At 62.9% G+C, this 17,368-nt stretch carries 22 protein-coding genes and 3 tRNA genes; 17 read left to right on the forward strand and 8 right to left on the reverse strand.

Features of this window, described 5'->3' with window-relative positions; all coding sequences use genetic code 11:
* Positions 1-199: 199 nt before the first annotated feature.
* From FDP28_RS12655 to FDP28_RS12665, 3 genes are all read left to right on the forward strand, one after another.
* Positions 200-272 (forward strand) — tRNA-Glu (locus FDP28_RS12655).
* A gap of 84 nt (positions 273-356) precedes the next feature.
* Positions 357-430 (forward strand) — tRNA-Asp (locus FDP28_RS12660).
* A gap of 46 nt (positions 431-476) precedes the next feature.
* Positions 477-552 (forward strand) — tRNA-Phe (locus FDP28_RS12665).
* A gap of 282 nt (positions 553-834) precedes the next feature.
* Here the strand turns inward: FDP28_RS12665 and FDP28_RS12670 are convergent.
* Positions 835-1,563 (reverse strand): hypothetical protein, encoded by a 729-nt coding sequence (locus FDP28_RS12670; protein WP_144661794.1) that lies wholly within the window; start codon positions 1,561-1,563, stop codon positions 835-837.
* Positions 1,564-1,804: 241 nt separating this feature from the next.
* Positions 1,805-2,440: a DUF6318 family protein gene (locus FDP28_RS12675; protein WP_144661795.1), complete on the reverse strand. Its 636-nt coding sequence runs from the start codon at positions 2,438-2,440 to the stop codon at positions 1,805-1,807.
* Between the two features lie 169 nt (positions 2,441-2,609).
* Here FDP28_RS12675 and FDP28_RS12680 point away from each other — a divergent pair, with 169 nt between their 5' ends.
* From FDP28_RS12680 to FDP28_RS12710, 7 genes are all read left to right on the forward strand, one after another.
* Positions 2,610-3,128 (forward strand): hypothetical protein, encoded by a 519-nt coding sequence (locus tag FDP28_RS12680; protein WP_260842459.1) that lies wholly within the window; start codon positions 2,610-2,612, stop codon positions 3,126-3,128.
* A 77-nt stretch (positions 3,129-3,205) separates the two neighbouring features.
* Positions 3,206-3,652 (forward strand): Asp23/Gls24 family envelope stress response protein, encoded by a 447-nt coding sequence (locus tag FDP28_RS12685; RefSeq protein ID WP_144661796.1) that lies wholly within the window; start codon positions 3,206-3,208, stop codon positions 3,650-3,652.
* On the forward strand, positions 3,649-3,840 hold the full coding sequence (locus tag FDP28_RS12690) for a DUF2273 domain-containing protein (RefSeq protein ID WP_144661797.1): 192 nt from the start codon (positions 3,649-3,651) through the stop codon (positions 3,838-3,840). The genes FDP28_RS12685 and FDP28_RS12690 overlap by 4 nt, the downstream gene beginning before the upstream one ends.
* Positions 3,837-4,217 (forward strand): hypothetical protein, encoded by a 381-nt coding sequence (locus FDP28_RS12695; protein ID WP_144661798.1) that lies wholly within the window; start codon positions 3,837-3,839, stop codon positions 4,215-4,217. Before FDP28_RS12690 ends, FDP28_RS12695 begins: the two co-directional genes overlap by 4 nt.
* On the forward strand, positions 4,214-4,867 hold the full coding sequence (locus FDP28_RS12700; RefSeq protein WP_144661799.1) for a DUF6286 domain-containing protein: 654 nt from the start codon (positions 4,214-4,216) through the stop codon (positions 4,865-4,867). The genes FDP28_RS12695 and FDP28_RS12700 overlap by 4 nt, the downstream gene beginning before the upstream one ends.
* Positions 4,864-5,475 (forward strand): hypothetical protein, encoded by a 612-nt coding sequence (locus tag FDP28_RS12705; RefSeq protein ID WP_144661800.1) that lies wholly within the window; start codon positions 4,864-4,866, stop codon positions 5,473-5,475. Before FDP28_RS12700 ends, FDP28_RS12705 begins: the two co-directional genes overlap by 4 nt.
* A 1-nt stretch (position 5,476) precedes the next feature.
* Positions 5,477-6,163: a DNA alkylation repair protein gene (locus FDP28_RS12710; protein ID WP_144661801.1), complete on the forward strand. Its 687-nt coding sequence runs from the start codon at positions 5,477-5,479 to the stop codon at positions 6,161-6,163.
* Positions 6,164-6,167: 4 nt separating this feature from the next.
* Here the strand turns inward: FDP28_RS12710 and FDP28_RS12715 are convergent, their stop codons facing one another.
* Positions 6,168-6,569 (reverse strand): helix-turn-helix domain-containing protein, encoded by a 402-nt coding sequence (locus tag FDP28_RS12715; RefSeq protein ID WP_144661802.1) that lies wholly within the window; start codon positions 6,567-6,569, stop codon positions 6,168-6,170.
* A gap of 290 nt (positions 6,570-6,859) precedes the next feature.
* On the opposite strand from FDP28_RS12715, the gene FDP28_RS12720 reads away from it, so the two are divergent.
* From FDP28_RS12720 to FDP28_RS12740, 5 genes are all read left to right on the forward strand, one after another.
* A complete protein-coding gene (locus FDP28_RS12720; protein ID WP_144661803.1) occupies positions 6,860-8,152 on the forward strand; it encodes an ABC transporter substrate-binding protein in 1,293 nt (430 codons plus the stop codon).
* A gap of 86 nt (positions 8,153-8,238) precedes the next feature.
* Complete coding sequence (locus FDP28_RS12725; protein ID WP_373458807.1) at positions 8,239-9,258, forward strand: carbohydrate ABC transporter permease; 1,020 nt, start codon at positions 8,239-8,241, stop codon at positions 9,256-9,258.
* A gap of 1 nt (position 9,259) precedes the next feature.
* A complete protein-coding gene (locus tag FDP28_RS12730; RefSeq protein ID WP_144661804.1) occupies positions 9,260-10,144 on the forward strand; it encodes a carbohydrate ABC transporter permease in 885 nt (294 codons plus the stop codon).
* A complete protein-coding gene (locus tag FDP28_RS12735; protein WP_144661805.1) occupies positions 10,141-10,410 on the forward strand; it encodes a hypothetical protein in 270 nt (89 codons plus the stop codon). Before FDP28_RS12730 ends, FDP28_RS12735 begins: the two co-directional genes overlap by 4 nt.
* Positions 10,411-10,543: 133 nt before the next feature.
* Complete coding sequence (locus FDP28_RS12740) at positions 10,544-11,602, forward strand: LacI family DNA-binding transcriptional regulator (RefSeq protein ID WP_144661806.1); 1,059 nt, start codon at positions 10,544-10,546, stop codon at positions 11,600-11,602.
* On the opposite strand, the gene FDP28_RS12745 is transcribed toward FDP28_RS12740, so the two are convergent.
* The 5 genes from FDP28_RS12745 to FDP28_RS12765 all read right to left on the reverse strand — a co-directional run bounded on the left by FDP28_RS12745 (position 11,599) and on the right by FDP28_RS12765 (position 15,829).
* Positions 11,599-12,483: a DUF8083 family protein gene (locus tag FDP28_RS12745; protein WP_144661807.1), complete on the reverse strand. Its 885-nt coding sequence runs from the start codon at positions 12,481-12,483 to the stop codon at positions 11,599-11,601. The genes FDP28_RS12740 and FDP28_RS12745 overlap by 4 nt on opposite strands.
* Before the next feature lie 36 nt (positions 12,484-12,519).
* On the reverse strand, positions 12,520-13,326 hold the full coding sequence (locus FDP28_RS12750; RefSeq protein WP_144661808.1) for an exodeoxyribonuclease III: 807 nt from the start codon (positions 13,324-13,326) through the stop codon (positions 12,520-12,522).
* Positions 13,327-13,407: 81 nt separating this feature from the next.
* Positions 13,408-13,974, reverse strand: coding sequence for an HdeD family acid-resistance protein (locus FDP28_RS12755; protein ID WP_144661809.1), 567 nt, complete (start codon positions 13,972-13,974; stop codon positions 13,408-13,410).
* Between the two features lie 26 nt (positions 13,975-14,000).
* The gene (locus tag FDP28_RS12760) at positions 14,001-14,627 is read right to left on the reverse strand and encodes a response regulator (protein WP_144661810.1); all 627 of its coding nucleotides are present in this window, start codon (positions 14,625-14,627) and stop codon (positions 14,001-14,003) included.
* The gene (locus tag FDP28_RS12765) at positions 14,624-15,829 is read right to left on the reverse strand and encodes a sensor histidine kinase (protein ID WP_144661811.1); all 1,206 of its coding nucleotides are present in this window, start codon (positions 15,827-15,829) and stop codon (positions 14,624-14,626) included. The genes FDP28_RS12760 and FDP28_RS12765 overlap by 4 nt, the downstream gene beginning before the upstream one ends.
* A 185-nt stretch (positions 15,830-16,014) precedes the next feature.
* On the opposite strand from FDP28_RS12765, the gene FDP28_RS12770 reads away from it, so the two are divergent.
* Both FDP28_RS12770 and FDP28_RS12775 read left to right on the forward strand, forming a co-directional pair.
* Positions 16,015-16,587: a GlcG/HbpS family heme-binding protein gene (locus FDP28_RS12770; protein ID WP_144661812.1), complete on the forward strand. Its 573-nt coding sequence runs from the start codon at positions 16,015-16,017 to the stop codon at positions 16,585-16,587.
* Positions 16,588-16,597: 10 nt separating this feature from the next.
* The gene (locus tag FDP28_RS12775) at positions 16,598-17,329 is read left to right on the forward strand and encodes an ankyrin repeat domain-containing protein (RefSeq protein ID WP_260842460.1); all 732 of its coding nucleotides are present in this window, start codon (positions 16,598-16,600) and stop codon (positions 17,327-17,329) included.
* Positions 17,330-17,368: the final 39 nt, after the last annotated feature.

The following is a 17,368-nucleotide window of genomic DNA, read 5'->3' on the forward strand; positions in this document are numbered from 1 at the left end:
GACGCGTCAGGGCAAGATCCTGCCAAAGTTTGCCCGCGGCCTTCCGGTGCCTGCGCGGGGGTCTACGAGCGCCCGCAGAGCTCGATTTGGGAATATCGGCATCTATGCTCTAAAGTTTTAGAGTCCAGTTCGGACGAGCGAGACACGGAAAGAACGCATAAAGCGTCCCTTTTCTTTGCAAAATCCGAATTGAGTTCAGGCCCCCATCGTCTAGCGGCCTAGGACACCGCCCTTTCACGGCGGCGGCACGGGTTCGAATCCCGTTGGGGGTACGCAAGGAAGTGGTAAATCGGACGAAAAAAGTCTGGTAAGCTAGAAGCCTTGAAAAAAACGCAGTAGAGATACTGCAAACGCAAGGCCCTGTAGCGCAGTTGGTTAGCGCGCCGCCCTGTCACGGCGGAGGTCGCGGGTTCAAGTCCCGTCAGGGTCGCTCTGAGCGCCGAAGCAATTCGGTTCTCAAGGTGACATGTCACCTAGGCTCTGTAGCTCAGTTGGTAGAGCGTTCGACTGAAAATCGAAAGGTCACCGGATCGACGCCGGTCGGAGCCACCACTGGGAAGCATCGGTTCTTCGGAACTGGTGCTTTTCTTCTTTTAACCCGTGGTTCCCGTCTTTGCGCGTGCCGTCAGCACCGACTTTGGAACTGTGATGGCCTGGACGCGCCGTTGGAGTGGAGTGTCACCGGAGGTTTCGTGATCAAAGTGGGTGGTGGCGGCCCGCGGCTGGGCCTTTGTGTGGCTTCCGGACCTTGTTTGAGGTGGGATGACGTGATTTTCCGGCGGGTTCGAGCTGTTTCGGGTTCAAAACGGGTCAGGAAGCGGCGGTGTCGAGGCCTTAGTGGGTTGGTTCGGTGCCGGGGCAGCCCCAGGATTGGGGATTTTGTTCGCAGGTGTCGGCGACGAGGGCTCGTTCTGTTTTCCAGACCTGGATGGTGATGGCCGGAGTGGTGAGGTTCAGGGTTCCGTTGATGGGCAGGGGTGGGCCGTTGTTGACCGAGTAGGTGCCGGTAAAAGTGGTGGCGGCGGTGGCTGGGTAGTTGCCGGTGTTTGTGTAGGTGTGGCTGGTGCGGGTGTCGGTGGTGAGCCATTCGCTTTGGGGGATGGGGTAGCCGGTGGCTGGTGTGGGGCCGAGGGCGGTGCCGTCGCCGAAGGTGTAGGTGTAGCTGGTCGGGGTGGCGGTGAGCTGGACTGCTTGGCCGAGGATGGTGACGTCGAAGGTCTGTGCCGTTGTGCTGGTGTAAAAGTTGGTAGGTGCGCCTTTGAGGGTGTGGGGGAACGGCTGGGCTTGAAGTGTTCCGGGGTTGACGGGGAGTTGCCGGAAATCGGTGAGGATCCGGGCAGCGATGTCGGCCAGGACGTTCCCGGGTTGGGCGCCGTACAAGCAAGTGGGGCCGCTGACGGGGATCCAGTCTGTCCAGCCGGGATTTGTAATGGCCTTCGGCGCTTCTTTCCAGATGACTGGCGTCCCTGACTGCCCGCCAGTGGCTTGGGCAGGGCATTCGAGCGCATCACAGGCGGGATCTTTAGTGTCGGGCCCATCGGCGCGGCAATGGGTGTCGGCCATGTACTGATTCGGGTCTGCAACTGTGGGCATATTTGTCGACTGTCCGAGGGCGGGGTTTAGCAGTCCTGTCGAAGGATCGATTCGGAACCGGCTTGTAATATCGAGCGCGTCGCGTTCGTTGTTATATCCCGCCCACTCGGCTTCCGCGTTAGCCTGCACGATCGGCATCAGAAAGAGCATGCAGACGAATGCAAGAAGAACTGGTGCTGAATTATTCAAGGCGCTGGCACAGCGGCGTGGGCTAGTCGATGACGCCAAGGTCGACCACCATCCACCCAGCCGTTTTGTGTGTGGCGAGTAAGGCGAATGCTGAGTTGCTGGCTGGCTCTGAAGGCCTTCCAACTGTCCCATCGGGGTTGAAGTACTCGATCTGTTTCTGCACCACTTGGACCTTTGATTGCTGTACGTTGGCGTCCATTACCCAAATTGGCTCAATAGCAGGGAGCGAGATGTTGCCGCCCACAGACCAGCGGCCGTTGATATAGCTGTCATTGATCCCCTTTTCGATTCGTTTACAGGTCGAACACCCTGGGGAGCTGAGTTTTGACCACTCGGTCTGATCTCCCGTTTCCATCGCGTAATTTTGCTGCGCGTACCAGTACCCAATAAACGCCTCCAACCCCGCCTTCGAGTTCTCCTTCGCCAGCTCCGGCATCACGGGAACCGGCACGTTCTCGGCTTTTCCCTTCGCATCCGCGGGCTTGTAGACGCCGGTAGAAGTAGGAGTAGCCGAGGCCGCCGGAACCGAGACGCTCAAGGTGGGCGCCGGCGTCGTGCCCGGTCCTGAAGGCGAAGCGCTGGGACCGGGCCCGCCCTGGCAGCCGGTGAGAATCACTGCAGCCGCGATGAATAAAGCGGCAATCGTAACGCGTGACATGACGTGCTCCCCAACAGCTGTTCGACGGTGTGGCGGCCAGTCTAAGCAGGGCATTCGGTCGGCTCCCAGCCGGAAACCGGTGCCTGTGGATAACGTCTTTGGCCCCCGCTGCATCCTCGACGTATTCTTAGCCTATCGAATTGTCTTTTCATCATCCTTGGGGGAAATCATGGAACGTTCACGCCTGTCTGCTTCCGGTCGCTTCGCTGCCGCTGCCGGTCTCGTCGCAATGCTGACGCTCAGCGCTTGCTCTGCTCCGGCGCCAGCCGCTCAAAGCACGCCGTCGGCATCGAACGCAGCCTCATCCAAGGCGCCGGCCGCGGAAGATGGGTCAAGCTCCGCTTCGGCCAGCCCGAGCACATCTACCAGCACGTCCACGGGAACCGGCGGCGCCTACGGACAATACGCGTCCATGTCGGAGGCTTGTATCGCGGTGAGTGCATCGCTGCTCAGCGTCACCATCCTCCCCATGGCGGCCATTACCGGCGGCGACCCTGCGGAAGTCCAAAAGGCCAAGGACGAGTTGTCCAAGGCGCAAGGCAAGGTGCCCGAAGAGCTGAAGCCGGCCTTCGAAAAACTCCGCAACTTTACCGAGTCCGCGGGATCGGATCTCACCAAGTACGGCGACGGCCAGTTCGAGGAACTGATGAAGCCCATCCCGGCCTGGGTGGAGAAGAACTGCGCCTAGGCGCCGCGCGCATCCCTTTGTCTCCAAAGCGTCGCAGCTAGACGCTAGGGTGGTACTCAAGAGAAGGGGAGTGCTCCATGGAAGTCCAGAACGTGCAGCCGGATCCTGTGCCCGGGGGCGAAATTCCCGGGACGGGACGCACCATCATCTCGGAAGCGGCCGTGGCGAAAGTGGCGGGCATCGCCGCCCGGGCAGTGCCGGGAGTCTACTCCCTCGGATCAGGTCCTTCCCGTGCTCTTGGCGCGATCCGTGACGCCGTAGGAAGTTCAGACCACGCAGCGGGCGTCCGCGCCGAGGTGGGCGAAACCCAGGTTGCCGTGGACATCACGCTGGTTGCCCTCTACGGTCATCCCTTGCATGGCGTCGCCAACCAGGTCAGGGCCGCGGTGTACCGCGCCGTCGAGGAACTTGTTGGCCTCCAAGTGATCGAAGTAAACATCGAGATCACCGATGTCTTCATTGCGCCGCCGGCCAAACAGGCCGGAGCCAAGACCGTCGTGGTGGAAAGGGAGGCACTTCAATGAGCATGACCGTAGTCGGAATCGCAATTGGAGCCTTCGTAGCGTTCATGTCGTTCTCGTTCGGGCTGTGGGGCTTCGTAATCTCGCTGCTCTTCATGGGAATCGGAGCGCTCCTGGGCCGGGCCGCCGACGGGAAACTGGATCTGCGAAGCGTCCTCGACGCCATTACGGGCCGGCGCTCCTCATCATGAGCGTGGCTGAGGCTGTGGAACACACCACCAGCCTGGCCGGCCACAACCGGATCAGTACCCAGGCTTTGACTTCCCTTGCCCGAGCCGCCGCCGCTGAGGCGCTCGGTGTCGAGGCCAGTGACATCCGCGCTGATTGGACGGACGACGACGGCCTGCTGGCTTTGTCGATCGTGGCACCCATCAGCGTCCCGGCTTTGACGGAAGTATTGCGGGATCCCCGACGCGTTCAGGGCTTCGGTGGCTCCATTTGGGACCGGGCCGTTGCTGCAAAAGCTGTTGTCCTTGAGTCGGTGACCCGGCTGAGCGGATCCCAATTAAGCAGGGTGGATATCAGGATCAGTGGGGCCCACGTCAGGGAGGGAGGCCGCGTTCAATGACGCAGGATCAGGAAACGGAGAAGTTCCTGGCTGTCGGCCCGGACCAAAACCACGGGGCTACCCCTGTGGCGGGGGAAGACCCTGAAATGAGTCGTATTCTGCGCCGGGAGACCCATTCGTCCCGGGCCGCCGCAGCCGTCATTGCAGCGGTGCTGGTCATCGTCCTCTGCGTGTACGCGTTGCTGGAAGCAGGGGTCCGTGCCGTCGGGCAGCCGCCGTGGCTGGTTGACCCCACAACTGCAGCCGAACGGATCATCGCCCTTCCAGAGGGCATTTCGCCTCTCTTACTGGGAGCGAGCGGAGCCGTGATCGCCATGGCAGGCCTCTTCTTCCTCCTCCAAGCTGTACTGCCCGGGCGTCGGGCACGCCATCTGCTCCGCGACCCGCGTACCGCCGTCGTGGTTGATGACGAAGTGCTGGCCTCGGCGCTGGCCCGTCGAGCACGGACGGCCGCCAACGTCACCCAGGAACAAGTCATGGTGGTGGTTTCCCGCCAAACCGTGGTGGTCAACGTCCGGCCAACGTCCGGGAGCAGGGTGAGCCGCGAGGCTGTACTCGCCGCGGTCCAGGCTGAGCTCGAAGAGATGTCGCCGGTGCCCATGCCAACAGTGCGGGTCAACCTGGCGACTTCGGGGGTGATCGGAGCTTGAACGGGACACCTCGGGCACTGAACCGCGTATTGCTGTTCATCATCGGGTTCAAACTCCTGGCTGTCGGCCTATTGCTCCTGCTGCTGGCTACCGTTCCCGCGGTGGCGGCTTGGTGGCACGGTTGGGCGGCCGGGGTTTGGGCCGAAGCGGAAAATGCGTTCCGGCAGACCCGCTTCCCGGGCCGTGAAGAGAGCTGGCTCTGGATCGTGGCCGGCGTGGTCCTGGTGGTCGTCATCGTCGCCATGATTGCGTGGCTGTCGCAGCAAGGCAAGGGTCGGGCTAACCTGCTGGTGGCCAGCAGCGATGACAGCGACGTCGACGGCGAAGTAAGGATAGGCGGTGGCGTCGCCGAACAAGCACTCCGGTCAGCATTGGCGGAGCGGACCGACCTTGCAGGTGCGTCCGTTGCAACCTACGAGTTCAGGGGCCGGCCGGGCCTTCGCATACGGGTTCAACCCCGGCAAGGCGTGGCACCGCACCTTCTGGCCGCGGAAATCTCGCAACTGGTTGAGGCCTTGGATCTTGTCATCGGCCGGAAGACCCCCGTTCTGGTGCATATGGTTTCCGGGGCTCGGTCACGGTTCACCAAGGCCGAGCGGGTGCGCTGACATGGAAACAGTCAGTGCGCTGGAGGCTTCCGTCGCAGACATCCGCGCGGAGCTTGCCGCGCTGGAGGATCCCCGGGCCCGCGAAATAAACGAAAAGCACGGCGACGATCACGGTGTAAATCTCGGAAAACTGCGGGCCATAGCCAAGCGGCTCAAGGTCCAACCCGACTTGGCCCGTGAACTGTGGTCCACGGGAGATACCGCGGCCCGACTGCTTTCCCTCCTGATCTGCCGGCCAAAGTCTTACGACCAAAACGAGCTGGATGCAATGCTGCGGGAGGCCCGCGCACCAAAGGTGCACGACTGGCTGGTGAATTACGTGGTCAAGAAGAATCCAGCAGCCGAAGATCTGCGGGTGGCTTGGTTTTCCGACCCCGATCCTGTGGTGGCCAGCGCGGGCTGGGCATTGACCTCGGAGCGCATCGTCAAAAAGCCTGAGGGCCTGGACCTGGGGAAATTGCTGGACATTATTGAAGCAGAAATGAAGGAGGCTCCGGAGCGTTTGCAGTGGGCAATGAACAATTGCCTGGCACAAATCGGAATTGAGCACCCGGAATATCGCGACCGTGCACTGGATATTGGTGAGCGTCTGGAAGTGCTGAAGGATTATCCGACGCCGCCGAACTGCACTTCACCCTTCGCCCCGGTTTGGATCACTGAAATGGTCAGACGCAAAGCCGGTGCCTAGCTCATCAGTCCCTGTTGCGCTGCATCATCCGGTAGGTGAGCTCGGCCAGGAGTTCTTCGTCGGACAGGTGCGAAGCCCGCGCGATGGGGGCAGCGGGAACCGCAACATGGGGCCCTGCTTGCCGCGAAACGTCGCTTGAGCGCATGTCGTCCGGTGTGATCATGTCCGGCGCGAAATTCGACTTGCCCTTGAGTACCTCGGACACGGACCCCGCCCGCCAACCCAGCGCATGCTCAAGCTTGCGCTGGTTGATTTCCTGGGTGCGCCGCGTACCTGATTCCAGCGTCCGCACCGTCTTGATGGCAGTCCCGGCCTGTTTGGCCAACTGCACCTGGCTCAGACCCTGGGCAAGGCGTTCCTCTTTGATGAGCCGTCCGATGGTCTGTAGTGCTTCGAGTTCATCCACGCTTCCCACTGTTCCATAGGCAATACTGGGCAATCAAATCGAAACAGGATGAAAACGCCCGGGAAAGGGCCTTCCGCGAAGGCGGCCTGCCCGAGGAATATGTGGGCGGCTTGACTCGAAAACACCCCACCTTAGGGCCCCGCCACGGCAAATAATCAGACTACTTTGTATCGTTGCGGTCACGGCGCGTGTAAGCGCTTGCATTTTTTGCAATCACATGACTATTGTGATGCTCACCACATCAACCGCACCGCGGAAAAACCTGGTCCACTCACCGAGGAGTTCCCAGCATGAAATCCAAAAAGTTCCTGCTCCCGGCAGCTGTCGCCGGAGTCCTGGCTCTGTCCCTTACCGCCTGTGGTGGCGGAGGTGGCGGCGGCGGCACCAACTCCGGAGGTGCCAGCGGCGATGCAGCCAACAACCTTGACGGCCGTGGGCCGATCACCTACGTCCAAGGCAAGGACAACAGCAACGTTGTCCGGCCGCTTATTGAAAAGTGGAATGCTGCGCACCCGAACGAGAAAGTAACGTTCAAGGAGCAGTCCGACCAGGCCGACCAGCAGCACGATGACCTGGTGCAGAACTTCCAGGCCAAGAACGCCAACTACGACGTCATGAGCGTTGACCTCATCTGGGTGGCGGAATTCGCCGCCAAGGGATGGCTCCAGCCGCTGAAGGACAAGACAGCGATCTCCACGGACGGCATGCTCGAGTCCACGGTCAAGAGCGCCACGTACAACAACACCCTCTACGCGGCTCCACAGAGCTCGGACGGTGGCATCCTCTACTACCGCGGCGACTTGGTGCCCAACCCGCCCAAGACGTGGGACGAGATGATGAAGATGTGCGACATCGCCAAGCAGAACAACATCGGCTGCTACGCAGGCCAGTTCCAGAAGTATGAAGGCCTCACGGTCAACGCGGCCGAAGCCATCAACTCCGCAGGCGGCAAGATTGTTGATGAGTCCGGCAAGGCTGCCGTGAACTCCAGTGAAGCCAAGGCGGGCCTCACCAACCTGGTCAACGCCTACAAGGATGGCAACATCCCGACCGAGGCAATAACCTTCCAGGAAGAGCAGGGACGCCAGGCCTTCGAAGCCGGCAAGCTCCTCTTCCACCGCAACTGGCCGTACGTGTACAACCTGGCCAAGACCGACGGCTCGTCCACTGTGAAGGACACCTTCAAGATGGCTCCCCTCCCGGGCAAGGATGGCCCCGGTGCCTCCTCGCTGGGTGGCCACAACATCGCCATGAGCGTGTACTCCAAGAACAAGGCAACGGTTGCGGACTTCATCAAGTTCATCACCAGCGAGGAAACGCAGCGCTTCTACGCTACCCAGGGTTCGCTGGCCCCTGTCCTGACCAAGCTCTATGACGATCAGGAACTCGTGACCAAGCTGCCGTACCTCCCGGTGCTGAAGACGTCCATCGAGAACGCGGTTCCGCGCCCCGTGACGCCGTTCTACCCCGCCGTCACCAAGGCTGTGCAGGATAACGCCTATGCCGCCCTCAAGGGAGAGAAGACCGTGGACTCGGCAATCTCCGACATGCAAGCGGCTATTGAGTCGGCCGGAGCTAAGTAACCACCCGGGCTAAGTCCGGCTGCCCGTTCCTGAGTGGCGGGCAGCCGGACTCCGGCCACGGCCTTCTCCCTGACAGGAGTCTTGACATGTCAACAGAATTACAAAAACCAGACACGGCGACCGCTTCCAAGCACACAATGCCAAGCCGTGAAAGCGCCGACCGGAAGCAACTCACGCAAGGACGCTGGGCCTACACCCTCCTGGCGCCGTCGCTCATCCTTCTGGCCATCGTGATCATCTACCCGGTGCTCAACGCAATCATCATGTCCTTCCAGAAGGACTCAGGCCTTGACCCCGCCACCGGGTTCTTCTCAGAAGGCGGCCCGGCCGGATTTGAAAACTACACACACTGGCTGTTGCAGCAGTGCACCGCCCCCGGCGGCGGATCCGTCGCCTGTCCTCCGGGAACACTCGGAGCCCAGTTCTGGGATTCAATGGGGACGACGTTCTTCTTCACGGCAGTTACGGTCGCTTTTGAGACCATCCTCGGCTTCTGGATGGCGATCATCATGGCCCGTGCTTTCCGTGGCCGCAGCCTGATCCGCGCAGCCGTCCTGGTGCCGTGGGCCATTCCAACGGCCGTCACCGCCAAGCTCTGGTTCTTCATCTTCGCCTTCGAAGGTATCGCCAACAAGCTGTTCGGAACCCAAATCCTGTGGACAGGTTCGGAATGGCCGGCCAAGTGGGCCATCATCATTGCCGACGTCTGGAAGACGACGCCGTTTATGGCGCTGTTGATCCTGGCAGGCCTGCAACTGATTCCTGATGAAGTTTACGAAGCAGCCAAAGTCGACGGCGCGTCCACATGGCAGCGCTTCCGTTTGATCACGCTTCCGTTGGTCAGGCCGGCACTGATGGTAGCCATCCTGTTCCGCGTCCTGGACGCACTGCGCATGTACGACCTTCCCGCGATCATGACCCAGGGCGCCAACGGCACCACCACGTTGTCCATCCTTGTCGTGCAACAAATCAGGCAAGGGTTCAATACAGCGGCGGCGCTATCGACCATTACATTCCTGGTGATCTTCCTTGTGGCCTTTATCTTCGTCCGCTTCCTCGGGGCGAACGCCGTGGATGCAGCCACATCTTCCGGAAAGGCCAAGTGAGATGAGCACAGCCACAGCTTCCAAAACGTCCGCCACTCCGGTTGAACGACCCAAGCGCGCCTTCAACTGGGGGTCACTGCGCACTTACATCAGTGCCGTCATCATCCTCATCTGGTGCTTGGCACCCTTCTACTGGATGGTTGTCACGGCCTTCCGGGAAGTCGGGTACACGTTCGACACTACGCCGTTCTTTACCCACGTCACGTGGGACAACTTCGCCACAGTGTTCGACGAGAGCCTGGGCAACCACTTCGGCCGGAACCTGTTGAACAGCCTCATCGTTGGCGCTGTCACGACAGTCGTTGCGCTCCTGGTCGGCGTCTTTGCCGCCTACGCGCTGGCCCGGTTGAATTTCCGGTTCAAGTTCGTGGTCCTCGGCTTCATCCTGGGCGCTTCGATGTTCCCGGGCGTCGCCTTGGTAACCCCGCTGTTCCAGCTGTTCACCAACATCGGCTGGTTCGGCACCTACCAGGCGCTGATCATTCCGAACATCTCCTTCGTTCTTCCACTGACGGTTTATACGTTGACCTCGTTCTTCCGTGAAATGCCGTGGGAGCTCGAGGAAGCGGCAAGGATCGACGGTTGCACGCAGGGGCAGGCCTTCCGGAAAGTGATCCTTCCGCTGGCAGCGCCAGCAACGTTCACCACGGCAATCCTGGCCTTCATTGCCTCCTGGAATGAATTCCTTATCGCCAGCCAGTTGTCCAATGACGCAACCAAGACGGTCACTGTAGCCATCGCCTACTTTGCCGGTGCACAGCCCCACCAGGAACCGTACACGGCTGTCATGGCAGCGGGTACCGTGGTCACCATTCCGTTGGTGGTCCTGGTATTGGTCTTCCAGCGCAAGATCGTTGCGGGTCTCACGGCGGGTGCCGTCAAGTGACAGGTTACGGTGATCGACGGCGGGCCTCGCCCACGAAACCCGATGCGGGCAACAAAAGGGTGCGTTCCGCGGAGGATTTCGACATCATCATCGGCTTCCTGGCTTTCTGGGGCCTGGTGCTCCTGATCGCCACCGTTTCGATGGAACTCACAGGACAGTCGGCCTGGGGCTGGGCGCTCGGTCTTCTGGCCGTGGTGCTGGCGCTCTGGGGCATGCTCCGGCTGCGCAGCAAGTTGCCCCGGCGCACCACGCGGCGGCTTGGTTAGGAGAGAACAGTACCTGACCGACGTCGAAACAAGCTGCACGAAGTCGGCGATCGGCAGGCAGGCGGAATAGGCTGTAAGGTGCCGTCCGGGAACGAGCCCTCGGCTTTCGGCATGCACCAAAAAGGGGGCTTCAGTGGCAAAGACGAACGAGCGGTCCCAACGCGGCGGCCATGCCGGCGTCAGTATCGAGGACGTTGCCGTTGCGGCCGGAGTCTCGACGGCGACTGTCTCACGGGCAGTGCGTGGCTTGCCACGGGTTTCTCCGGCAACGCGGGAGAAGATCCTCAGGGTCGCCGGTGAGCTGGGTTATGTGGCGTCGTCGTCGGCCTCCGGGCTGGCGACGGGCCGCACCCGCACCATTGGCGTCCTTGCTCCCTTCGTCAGCCGCTGGTTTTTCTCCAAAGCCATTGAGGGCGCCGACCGTGAACTCCATTCAAGGAAGTACAACCTCTCCTTGTTCAACCTGGGCGGCCACGGCAGCAACCGCGAGCGGCTCTTCAGTTCCACCATGGTCTACAAACAGATCGACGCCCTGTTGGTGCTCTGCATGTCCTTGACGGAGGATGAATTGGAGCACCTCCACAAGATCGACATCCCCTTGGTGGTGGTGGGTGGCCACGTTGAGGATTGCGCCTACATTGGCATCAACGACTACGACGCCGCATCCACCGCCGTGAAACACCTGCTGGATTTGGGACACAAGGACATCGCCTTGCTTCATGGCGACGACGAAACGGACTTGAACTTCGACGTTCCCCGCGTGCGTATCCGAGCCTTCCAGGAAGTCATGTCAGACGCCGGCCTGGAAGTGCGCCCTGAATGGGACCAGTGGGGCGATTTCACCGTGGCGAGTGGGCAGCAGGCCTTCAATCGGCTGTGGAGCCAGCCCGGGCGCAAGCCGACGGCGATTTTCTGCTCGTCCGACGAAATGGCCATGGGCGTGATCTTTGAGGCCGGACGGCACGGAGTCAGGGTCCCGGAGGACCTGTCCGTCATCGGCATCGATGACCACGATTTTTCGTCCTCACTCGGCCTGACCACTGTTGGTCAACGTCCCGACAACCAAGCGGAACTGGCTACCCGGATGCTGCTGGACGAGCTCGACGGCAACCCCGGCGCCGTCCACTCGGAAGTGGCGCCGCACCATCTGATCATCCGCGAGACAACGGCACCGCCCTACAGCTCAAACTAGGAAGCGCGCGCCAGCTGCCGGATGGGAATCCACCGGGAGGCAAGCCGCCTGTAGGCCGCAGCGGCGCCGGTCATGTCACCCTCCGCCAGGCATTCGATGCCCAGCCGGACGTCCATGGGCGAATCGTCGGGGTACACCTTGTCTGCCACAGCACCGTAATCCAGCTCCACCATGGACTGAACGTGGAACAGTTCAAGCCATTCGGTGAGCTGGGTCAGGTCGTCGAGCATGTCCAGGTCCGGGGCCGCCAGTGCCAGATGGGCCACGGAAAACCGCGCCCTTTCCAAAGCCTCGGTCAGCGGCGTCCACACCCGCACGGTGAGGATCCGCCCCTCCGATTCCACCACGTCCTTGCGGTCCGACTCGGCAAAAAGCGAGAACCAGCTGAACGGGATTCCCCAGGTGGAGGCCCGGGTGTGGACGCGTTTGGCATCTTCCCGGGCATTGATCCGGTCGATCCGTTGTTGGTGTTTGTCCCTCTGCGAGACAGGGATGAGCAGGTCGGCCAGCGGACTGTGCACCCCGTCCATGAGCGCGTTGGCCGCCAAGCCGGCCCGAATCACCAGTTGGCTGGGGCAGTAAAGTACCCGCCCGGCGTCGTCCTCTTCATTGGACGGCGCGGCGTGGCGCCCGATCGGGACCCGGGTCATGCGCACCAGATCGGTGCGGCCGGTCGGGAAGGGGTCACCGCCCGAGCGCGTGATGCGTCCCAGCGAGGCCTGGAGCTCCGCATTTTCGACGGCGGCCCGGGAACCTGCCTTGCTGCCCTCCGCCACGAGCTGGCGCTGCTGCTCGGGAGGGAAAGCCTCGAGGGGCTCGTAGACCCGCAGCGACGAAGAAAAGGGCAGACCGGCCTGGCCCCTGTACAGGTTTCCGCTCATGTCCGGCCAGCCCCTTTCATATCGAGTCAGTGTTGCCTAGTCTGTGAGCTCCACAATCACTGGAGCGTGATCGGATGCGCCTTTACCCTTGCGCTCCTCACGGTCAATCGACGCGCCTGTGACCCTTGCGGCGAGAGGGGCCGATGCGAGGCAGAAGTCGATCCTCATGCCTTCCTTCTTCGGGAAGCGCAACTGCGTGTAGTCCCAGTACGTGTAGACGCCGGGACCCGGCGTGTAAGGACGTACGACGTCGGTGAATCCGGCGGTTTCGAACGCGTGGAACGCTGCCCGCTCCGGTTCGCTGACGTGGGTGTAGTTGTTGTTGCGGAAGAGCTCGATGTCCCAGACGTCGTCGTCGAAGGGGGCGATGTTCCAGTCACCCATGAGTGCGATCTGGGCGTTGGGGTCGGCCTGGACCCACTCGGCAGCCTGGCCGCGCAGGACTTCGAGCCACTTGATCTTGTACGGCATGTGTTCGTCGTCCAGGGAGCGGCCGTTGGGAACGTACAGGCTCCAGATGCGGATACCGCCGCAGGTGGCTGCGATGGCGCGGGCTTCCTGGGCCGGGTCCTTGCCGGCCTTGCCGAAAGCGGGCTGGTCCACGAACGTGCGTTCCACGTCCTCCAAGCCCACGCGGGAGGCGATGGCAACGCCGTTCCACTGGTTCACGCCGAAGTGCGCTACCTCGTACCCCATGCGCTCAAAGAGTTCCCAGGGGAAGTTTTCGTCCTTGCACTTGGTCTCCTGGATGGCCAGGACATCGCAGTCGCTGCGCTCAAGCCAGGCCTCCACGCGGTCGGCTCGGGCGCGGAGGGAGTTCACATTCCAAGTAGCTATCTTCACAGCCACTAACTTACCGAACTTGGCGCTGAGCGCATCCCCCTGCGGCTTAATACCGTCGCCTTGGGCCGTGCGTCCCCGGGACTAGTACCGGTACAGCATCCGGTTGGTGGCCAACTTGCGGAGTCCGATGCCCGAAGCGATCAGCAGCAACCCCGTCACGATGGCGAAGGCTGCCAGCATGCCCGTAAGTCCCAACAGCCCTACACCTGGGTTGACCAGGACGACAATCCCGAAAACCGTAGTGATCAGGCCGGTCAGCAGCCACAGGCCCCAGCTGCGGATGAAGCTGCGGGCAGCCAGCGCCAGGATGATCTGCGAGATTCCCAGCATCAAGGCCCACAAGCCGATGAGGATGCCGATCGCGGCAGCCGTGATACCGGGCCATGCGATGGCCAGGATGCCGGCGGCGATGGAAACGAATCCACCCACCAGGCTCCAGACGGAGCGGCCGGCAGGATCGTAAAAATAGTGGGCAACGCTGGTGACGCCGTCGATGATCGCGAAGAAACCGAACACCACCACGACGGCGAACACCGCGGCATTTGGCAACACCAGCACCAAGAGCCCAAAAAGTATGGCGAGGACTCCCCGGACCAACAAAGCCGTCCCCGGAGTAGTGAACATTCTGCGACCCGTTGTGTCCGACATACGGTCAGCGTAACCAACGGCTGCCTTTACCGCATCCCCTCGCGGCGGATGGCCGTGGCTATGGCCGCCGCCCGGGTCTCGACCCCGAGCTTGGCATAGATGTGGGCCAGGTGTGTCTTGACCGTGGCTTCGGAGATGAAGAGGCGTTTGCCAAGGTCCCGGTTGCTGAGGCCCTGGGTCAGGAGGCTGAGCAGTTCCGCCTCCCGGGGCGTGAGCACTTCGTCAGGGTTCCGCATGTGCTGGAACAGCCTCGAAGCCACCGGAGCGCTCATGACGCTTTTGCCCTGGACGGCGCCGCGAACGGCCGCGAAGATCTCTTCGGGCGCGGCGTCCTTGAGCAGGTACCCCATGGCTCCGGCGTCCACTGCCCGGACGATGTCGGCGTCGGAGTCGTAGGTGGTGAACACAATCACCGCCTGCTTCGGGTTGTGTTGGCGGAGCTTTTTGATGGCCTCGATGCCGTCCATCCCGGCGCCCATTGACAGATCCATCAGCACCACAGCGGGCGCATGTTCCTGGACAGCTTCCAGCGCTTCCTCACCCGAGGAGACGTCGCCGACGACGGCGATGTCGGGCTGGGTGCCCAGCAGCGCCTTGAGTCCGCTGCGGACCACGGTGTGGTCATCCACAAGCAGCACGGAAATGGTGGTCACAAGCCCTCCCTTGATGGCCGCGTCGGCGGGGTGAGCGGCAGCTGCGCCGCGATGATCGTTCCTTCGCCCGGCGTGCTCTCCACGGACAATTCTCCACCCAGCTGTTCCACCCGTTGCCGCATGGCCCGCAGGCCGTACCCTCCGGTGGGCGACGGTGAAGGTATCGCTGCGGGATCGAAGCCGCGGCCGTCGTCGTACACGTCCAAAGTGACCGCCTCCGGGAGGTACCCGAGGGTCACGCTGGCGTGGTCCGCGTGCGCGTGGAGCTTGATGTTGGCGGCCGCACTCTGGGTCACGCGGAGCAAGGCATGGCGGACCTCGGCGGGGACGGGCCGCGCTTGCCCGGTGACGTGGACGTCGATGGACTCCACGTACTGGCGCGCGGCGTGCTGCAGGGCCTCCGGAAGGGGCTCGGATTCCAAGCCGGGGGCGGAAAGTTCGTGCACCAGGCTGCGGGTGTCGGCGAGGTTTCGCCTCAGCAGCCCGGACGCCTTGGCGACGTCCTCCCGGGCCGAACCCTCGGGCCAGGAACGCTGCGCCGCCTCAAGGAGGAGCAAACTGCTGGCGAGGCCCTGCGTGACGGTGTCGTGGATTTCCCGGGACACGCGCTCGCGTTCGGCGATGATTCCGGCTTCGCGTTCGGTGGCGGCCAACTGCTCCTGGTCGCGCTCGATCTTGTCGTAGATCAGGGTGAGCAGGGCGCCGGCGGCCAGCGGCCCGAGCAACATGGCCACGTCGGTCCAGTCGCTCATCCGGAACAGCCCGACGGCGGTGGCCGCTGCGGTCACTCCGCTGGCGGTGTAGCCCGCCCACCCGCTGAAAGCCCTGCGCGTCAGGAAGAAGATGGCGAAGGAGCACCAGGCGAAGCTCGGGGCAACGATGACAAGGGTGGACCAGGCTGCAACCAAGGCGATCATCCACGGAATCCACAGGTTCGGGCGTTGCTTGCGGGACTGGTTGGGCCCGTTCCGGCGTTGCATCCGGTCCGTGGCCGGCATGGGCCGGGCCAGCGCGGCCGTCACGGCGTAAAGCGCGCACACTGCGGCGGCCAGGGCCACGGTCCAGAGGTTGTCCGAGGGGGAGTGGCGCATGATGTACCGGACGCCGGATGCGACCATGAGCACCGCGAATCCGAGGTGCACCACCACGTCGATGCGGCCGTCCTTTTGGCCGTCGGCCGGCGGCTTGGTGCCTGCTGTCATGGATGGTTCCCGTTCGGTTGATGGCGCTCTTTCCATGCTAGGTCCCGGGCCGCTGAAGGTCTCTCCACCTTTTGGCTGATACTGGAGCCGGAAAGGCTGAGGTTGGGCGCTGCGTTGGGCCGATGTGCTTTGTTGTGCCCAGCGGAAGCATGGAGTTGTACCCCGGAACATTCCAAGGAGAACCCATGAAGAAGCCCAACAAGATGCTTGCCGCCCCCGCTGCCGGAGCACTGTTGCTCACCGGCGGGATCACAGCCGTGGCCAACGCCGTTGCACCGTCCGCGGTGCCTGAGGCCTCAGCAGCCAAGATTCCGGCGGACGTCCAGCCGGCACCGGAGAACGTCGTAGCCCAGAACCGCATCACCGTCGGTGCATCCAGCAAGGCCGTCAACGCGGCGCTCGCCAAGTGCCAGGCCGACAAGCTGCCGTTCGTGACCGTTGCCCTGGTTGACCGTTTCGGTACCGTCCAGGCACTTCTTCGCGGAGACAACGCCGCTGAGCACACCATCGAGGCCGCAAAGCAGAAGGCCTACACCGCTGCGGCCTTCGGTGCTCCCACCAGCGAGTTGGCCAAGCGCGTCAACGGCAACGGCCCATCCATCGCCGACCTGCCCGGCACCTTGTTCCTCTCCGGTGGCGTGCCGCTGAAGGTGAACGGTGTATCGGTGGCGGGTATCGGCGTCGGCGGCGCCCCCGACGGTGCCCTCGACGAAGCCTGCGCGACCGCCGGAGCCGACGCCCTGGCCGCGGCGAAGTAGTCCCGGCTTGATGAACCTGATGAAGGTTCGCGGCCCGGCCGCGGGTGCGGCACTGGTGCTCGCCGCGCTCGTGGCCGGCTGCGCGCCGGCCGCGGCGCCTGGCCCGGCAGGTTCGACGGCGGTGCCGTCGCCTCCCAGCGCGGCCACGACTCCCGGAGCTCCCAGCCCAACCGCAGCGTCCACCGCGAGCCCGGGCCCGGCGTCGTCGTCCCCTGCCGTGGTGACCCTAACGCCACTGTCTCCCGAGGCGCAAAGGGAAACCGACCGGCTCCTGATCCTCGCCGCGAAAGCCAACGATCCCGTCCGGGCCCGGGAGCTGATCGCGGCGGGCGGGAACGTGAACGCCAAAGACTCCATCCAGGACTCCGCGTTCCTCTATGCAGGGGCCGAAGGGTTCAACGAAGTCCTCCAGCTGACGTTGGAAGCAGGGGCCGACGTCCGCAGCATCAACAGGTACGGCGGCACAGCACTGATCCCCGCGAGCGAGCACGGGCATACGGACACGGTGCGGATCCTGATCGCCGCCGGTGTGCCGGTCAACCACGTGAACAACCTGGGCTGGACCGCGATGCAGGAAGCGATCCTGCTCAACAATGGCGGACCGAAGCAGCAGGACGTGGTGCGGCAGTTGCTCGAGGCCGGGGCTGATCCGGACATCCGCGACCCCGAAGGCCGAACCGCCCTGCAGAACGCAGAGCGGCTCGGATTTACGGAGATCGCGGCGCTGATCCGGAACCGCTGAGCCCCGCCTACCCAAGTAGGGGACAGCACTTGTTCCAAT

This window comes from Paenarthrobacter nicotinovorans (assembly GCF_007670255.1).
GTDB classification, from domain to species: domain Bacteria; phylum Actinomycetota; class Actinomycetes; order Actinomycetales; family Micrococcaceae; genus Arthrobacter; species Arthrobacter nicotinovorans_B.

Coding starts and splice junctions, on each gene's coding strand:
- FDP28_RS12695 (WP_144661798.1), top strand. CDS start 3,837: ATGAGCGTGGCTGAGGCTGTGGAACACACCACCAGCCTGGCCGGCCAC.
- FDP28_RS12710 (WP_144661801.1), top strand. CDS start 5,477: ATGGAAACAGTCAGTGCGCTGGAGGCTTCCGTCGCAGACATCCGCGCG.
- FDP28_RS12680 (WP_260842459.1), top strand. CDS start 2,610: ATGGAACGTTCACGCCTGTCTGCTTCCGGTCGCTTCGCTGCCGCTGCC.
- FDP28_RS12755 (WP_144661809.1), bottom strand. CDS start 13,974: ATGTCGGACACAACGGGTCGCAGAATGTTCACTACTCCGGGGACGGCT.
- FDP28_RS12725 (WP_373458807.1), top strand. CDS start 8,239: ATGTCAACAGAATTACAAAAACCAGACACGGCGACCGCTTCCAAGCAC.
- FDP28_RS12700 (WP_144661799.1), top strand. CDS start 4,214: ATGACGCAGGATCAGGAAACGGAGAAGTTCCTGGCTGTCGGCCCGGAC.
- FDP28_RS12775 (WP_260842460.1), top strand. CDS start 16,598: ATGAACCTGATGAAGGTTCGCGGCCCGGCCGCGGGTGCGGCACTGGTG.
- FDP28_RS12720 (WP_144661803.1), top strand. CDS start 6,860: ATGAAATCCAAAAAGTTCCTGCTCCCGGCAGCTGTCGCCGGAGTCCTG.
- FDP28_RS12675 (WP_144661795.1), bottom strand. CDS start 2,440: ATGTCACGCGTTACGATTGCCGCTTTATTCATCGCGGCTGCAGTGATT.
- FDP28_RS12745 (WP_144661807.1), bottom strand. CDS start 12,483: ATGAGCGGAAACCTGTACAGGGGCCAGGCCGGTCTGCCCTTTTCTTCG.
- FDP28_RS12765 (WP_144661811.1), bottom strand. CDS start 15,829: ATGACAGCAGGCACCAAGCCGCCGGCCGACGGCCAAAAGGACGGCCGC.
- FDP28_RS12770 (WP_144661812.1), top strand. CDS start 16,015: ATGAAGAAGCCCAACAAGATGCTTGCCGCCCCCGCTGCCGGAGCACTG.
- FDP28_RS12690 (WP_144661797.1), top strand. CDS start 3,649: ATGAGCATGACCGTAGTCGGAATCGCAATTGGAGCCTTCGTAGCGTTC.
- FDP28_RS12685 (WP_144661796.1), top strand. CDS start 3,206: ATGGAAGTCCAGAACGTGCAGCCGGATCCTGTGCCCGGGGGCGAAATT.
- FDP28_RS12730 (WP_144661804.1), top strand. CDS start 9,260: ATGAGCACAGCCACAGCTTCCAAAACGTCCGCCACTCCGGTTGAACGA.
- FDP28_RS12670 (WP_144661794.1), bottom strand. CDS start 1,563: ATGGCCGACACCCATTGCCGCGCCGATGGGCCCGACACTAAAGATCCC.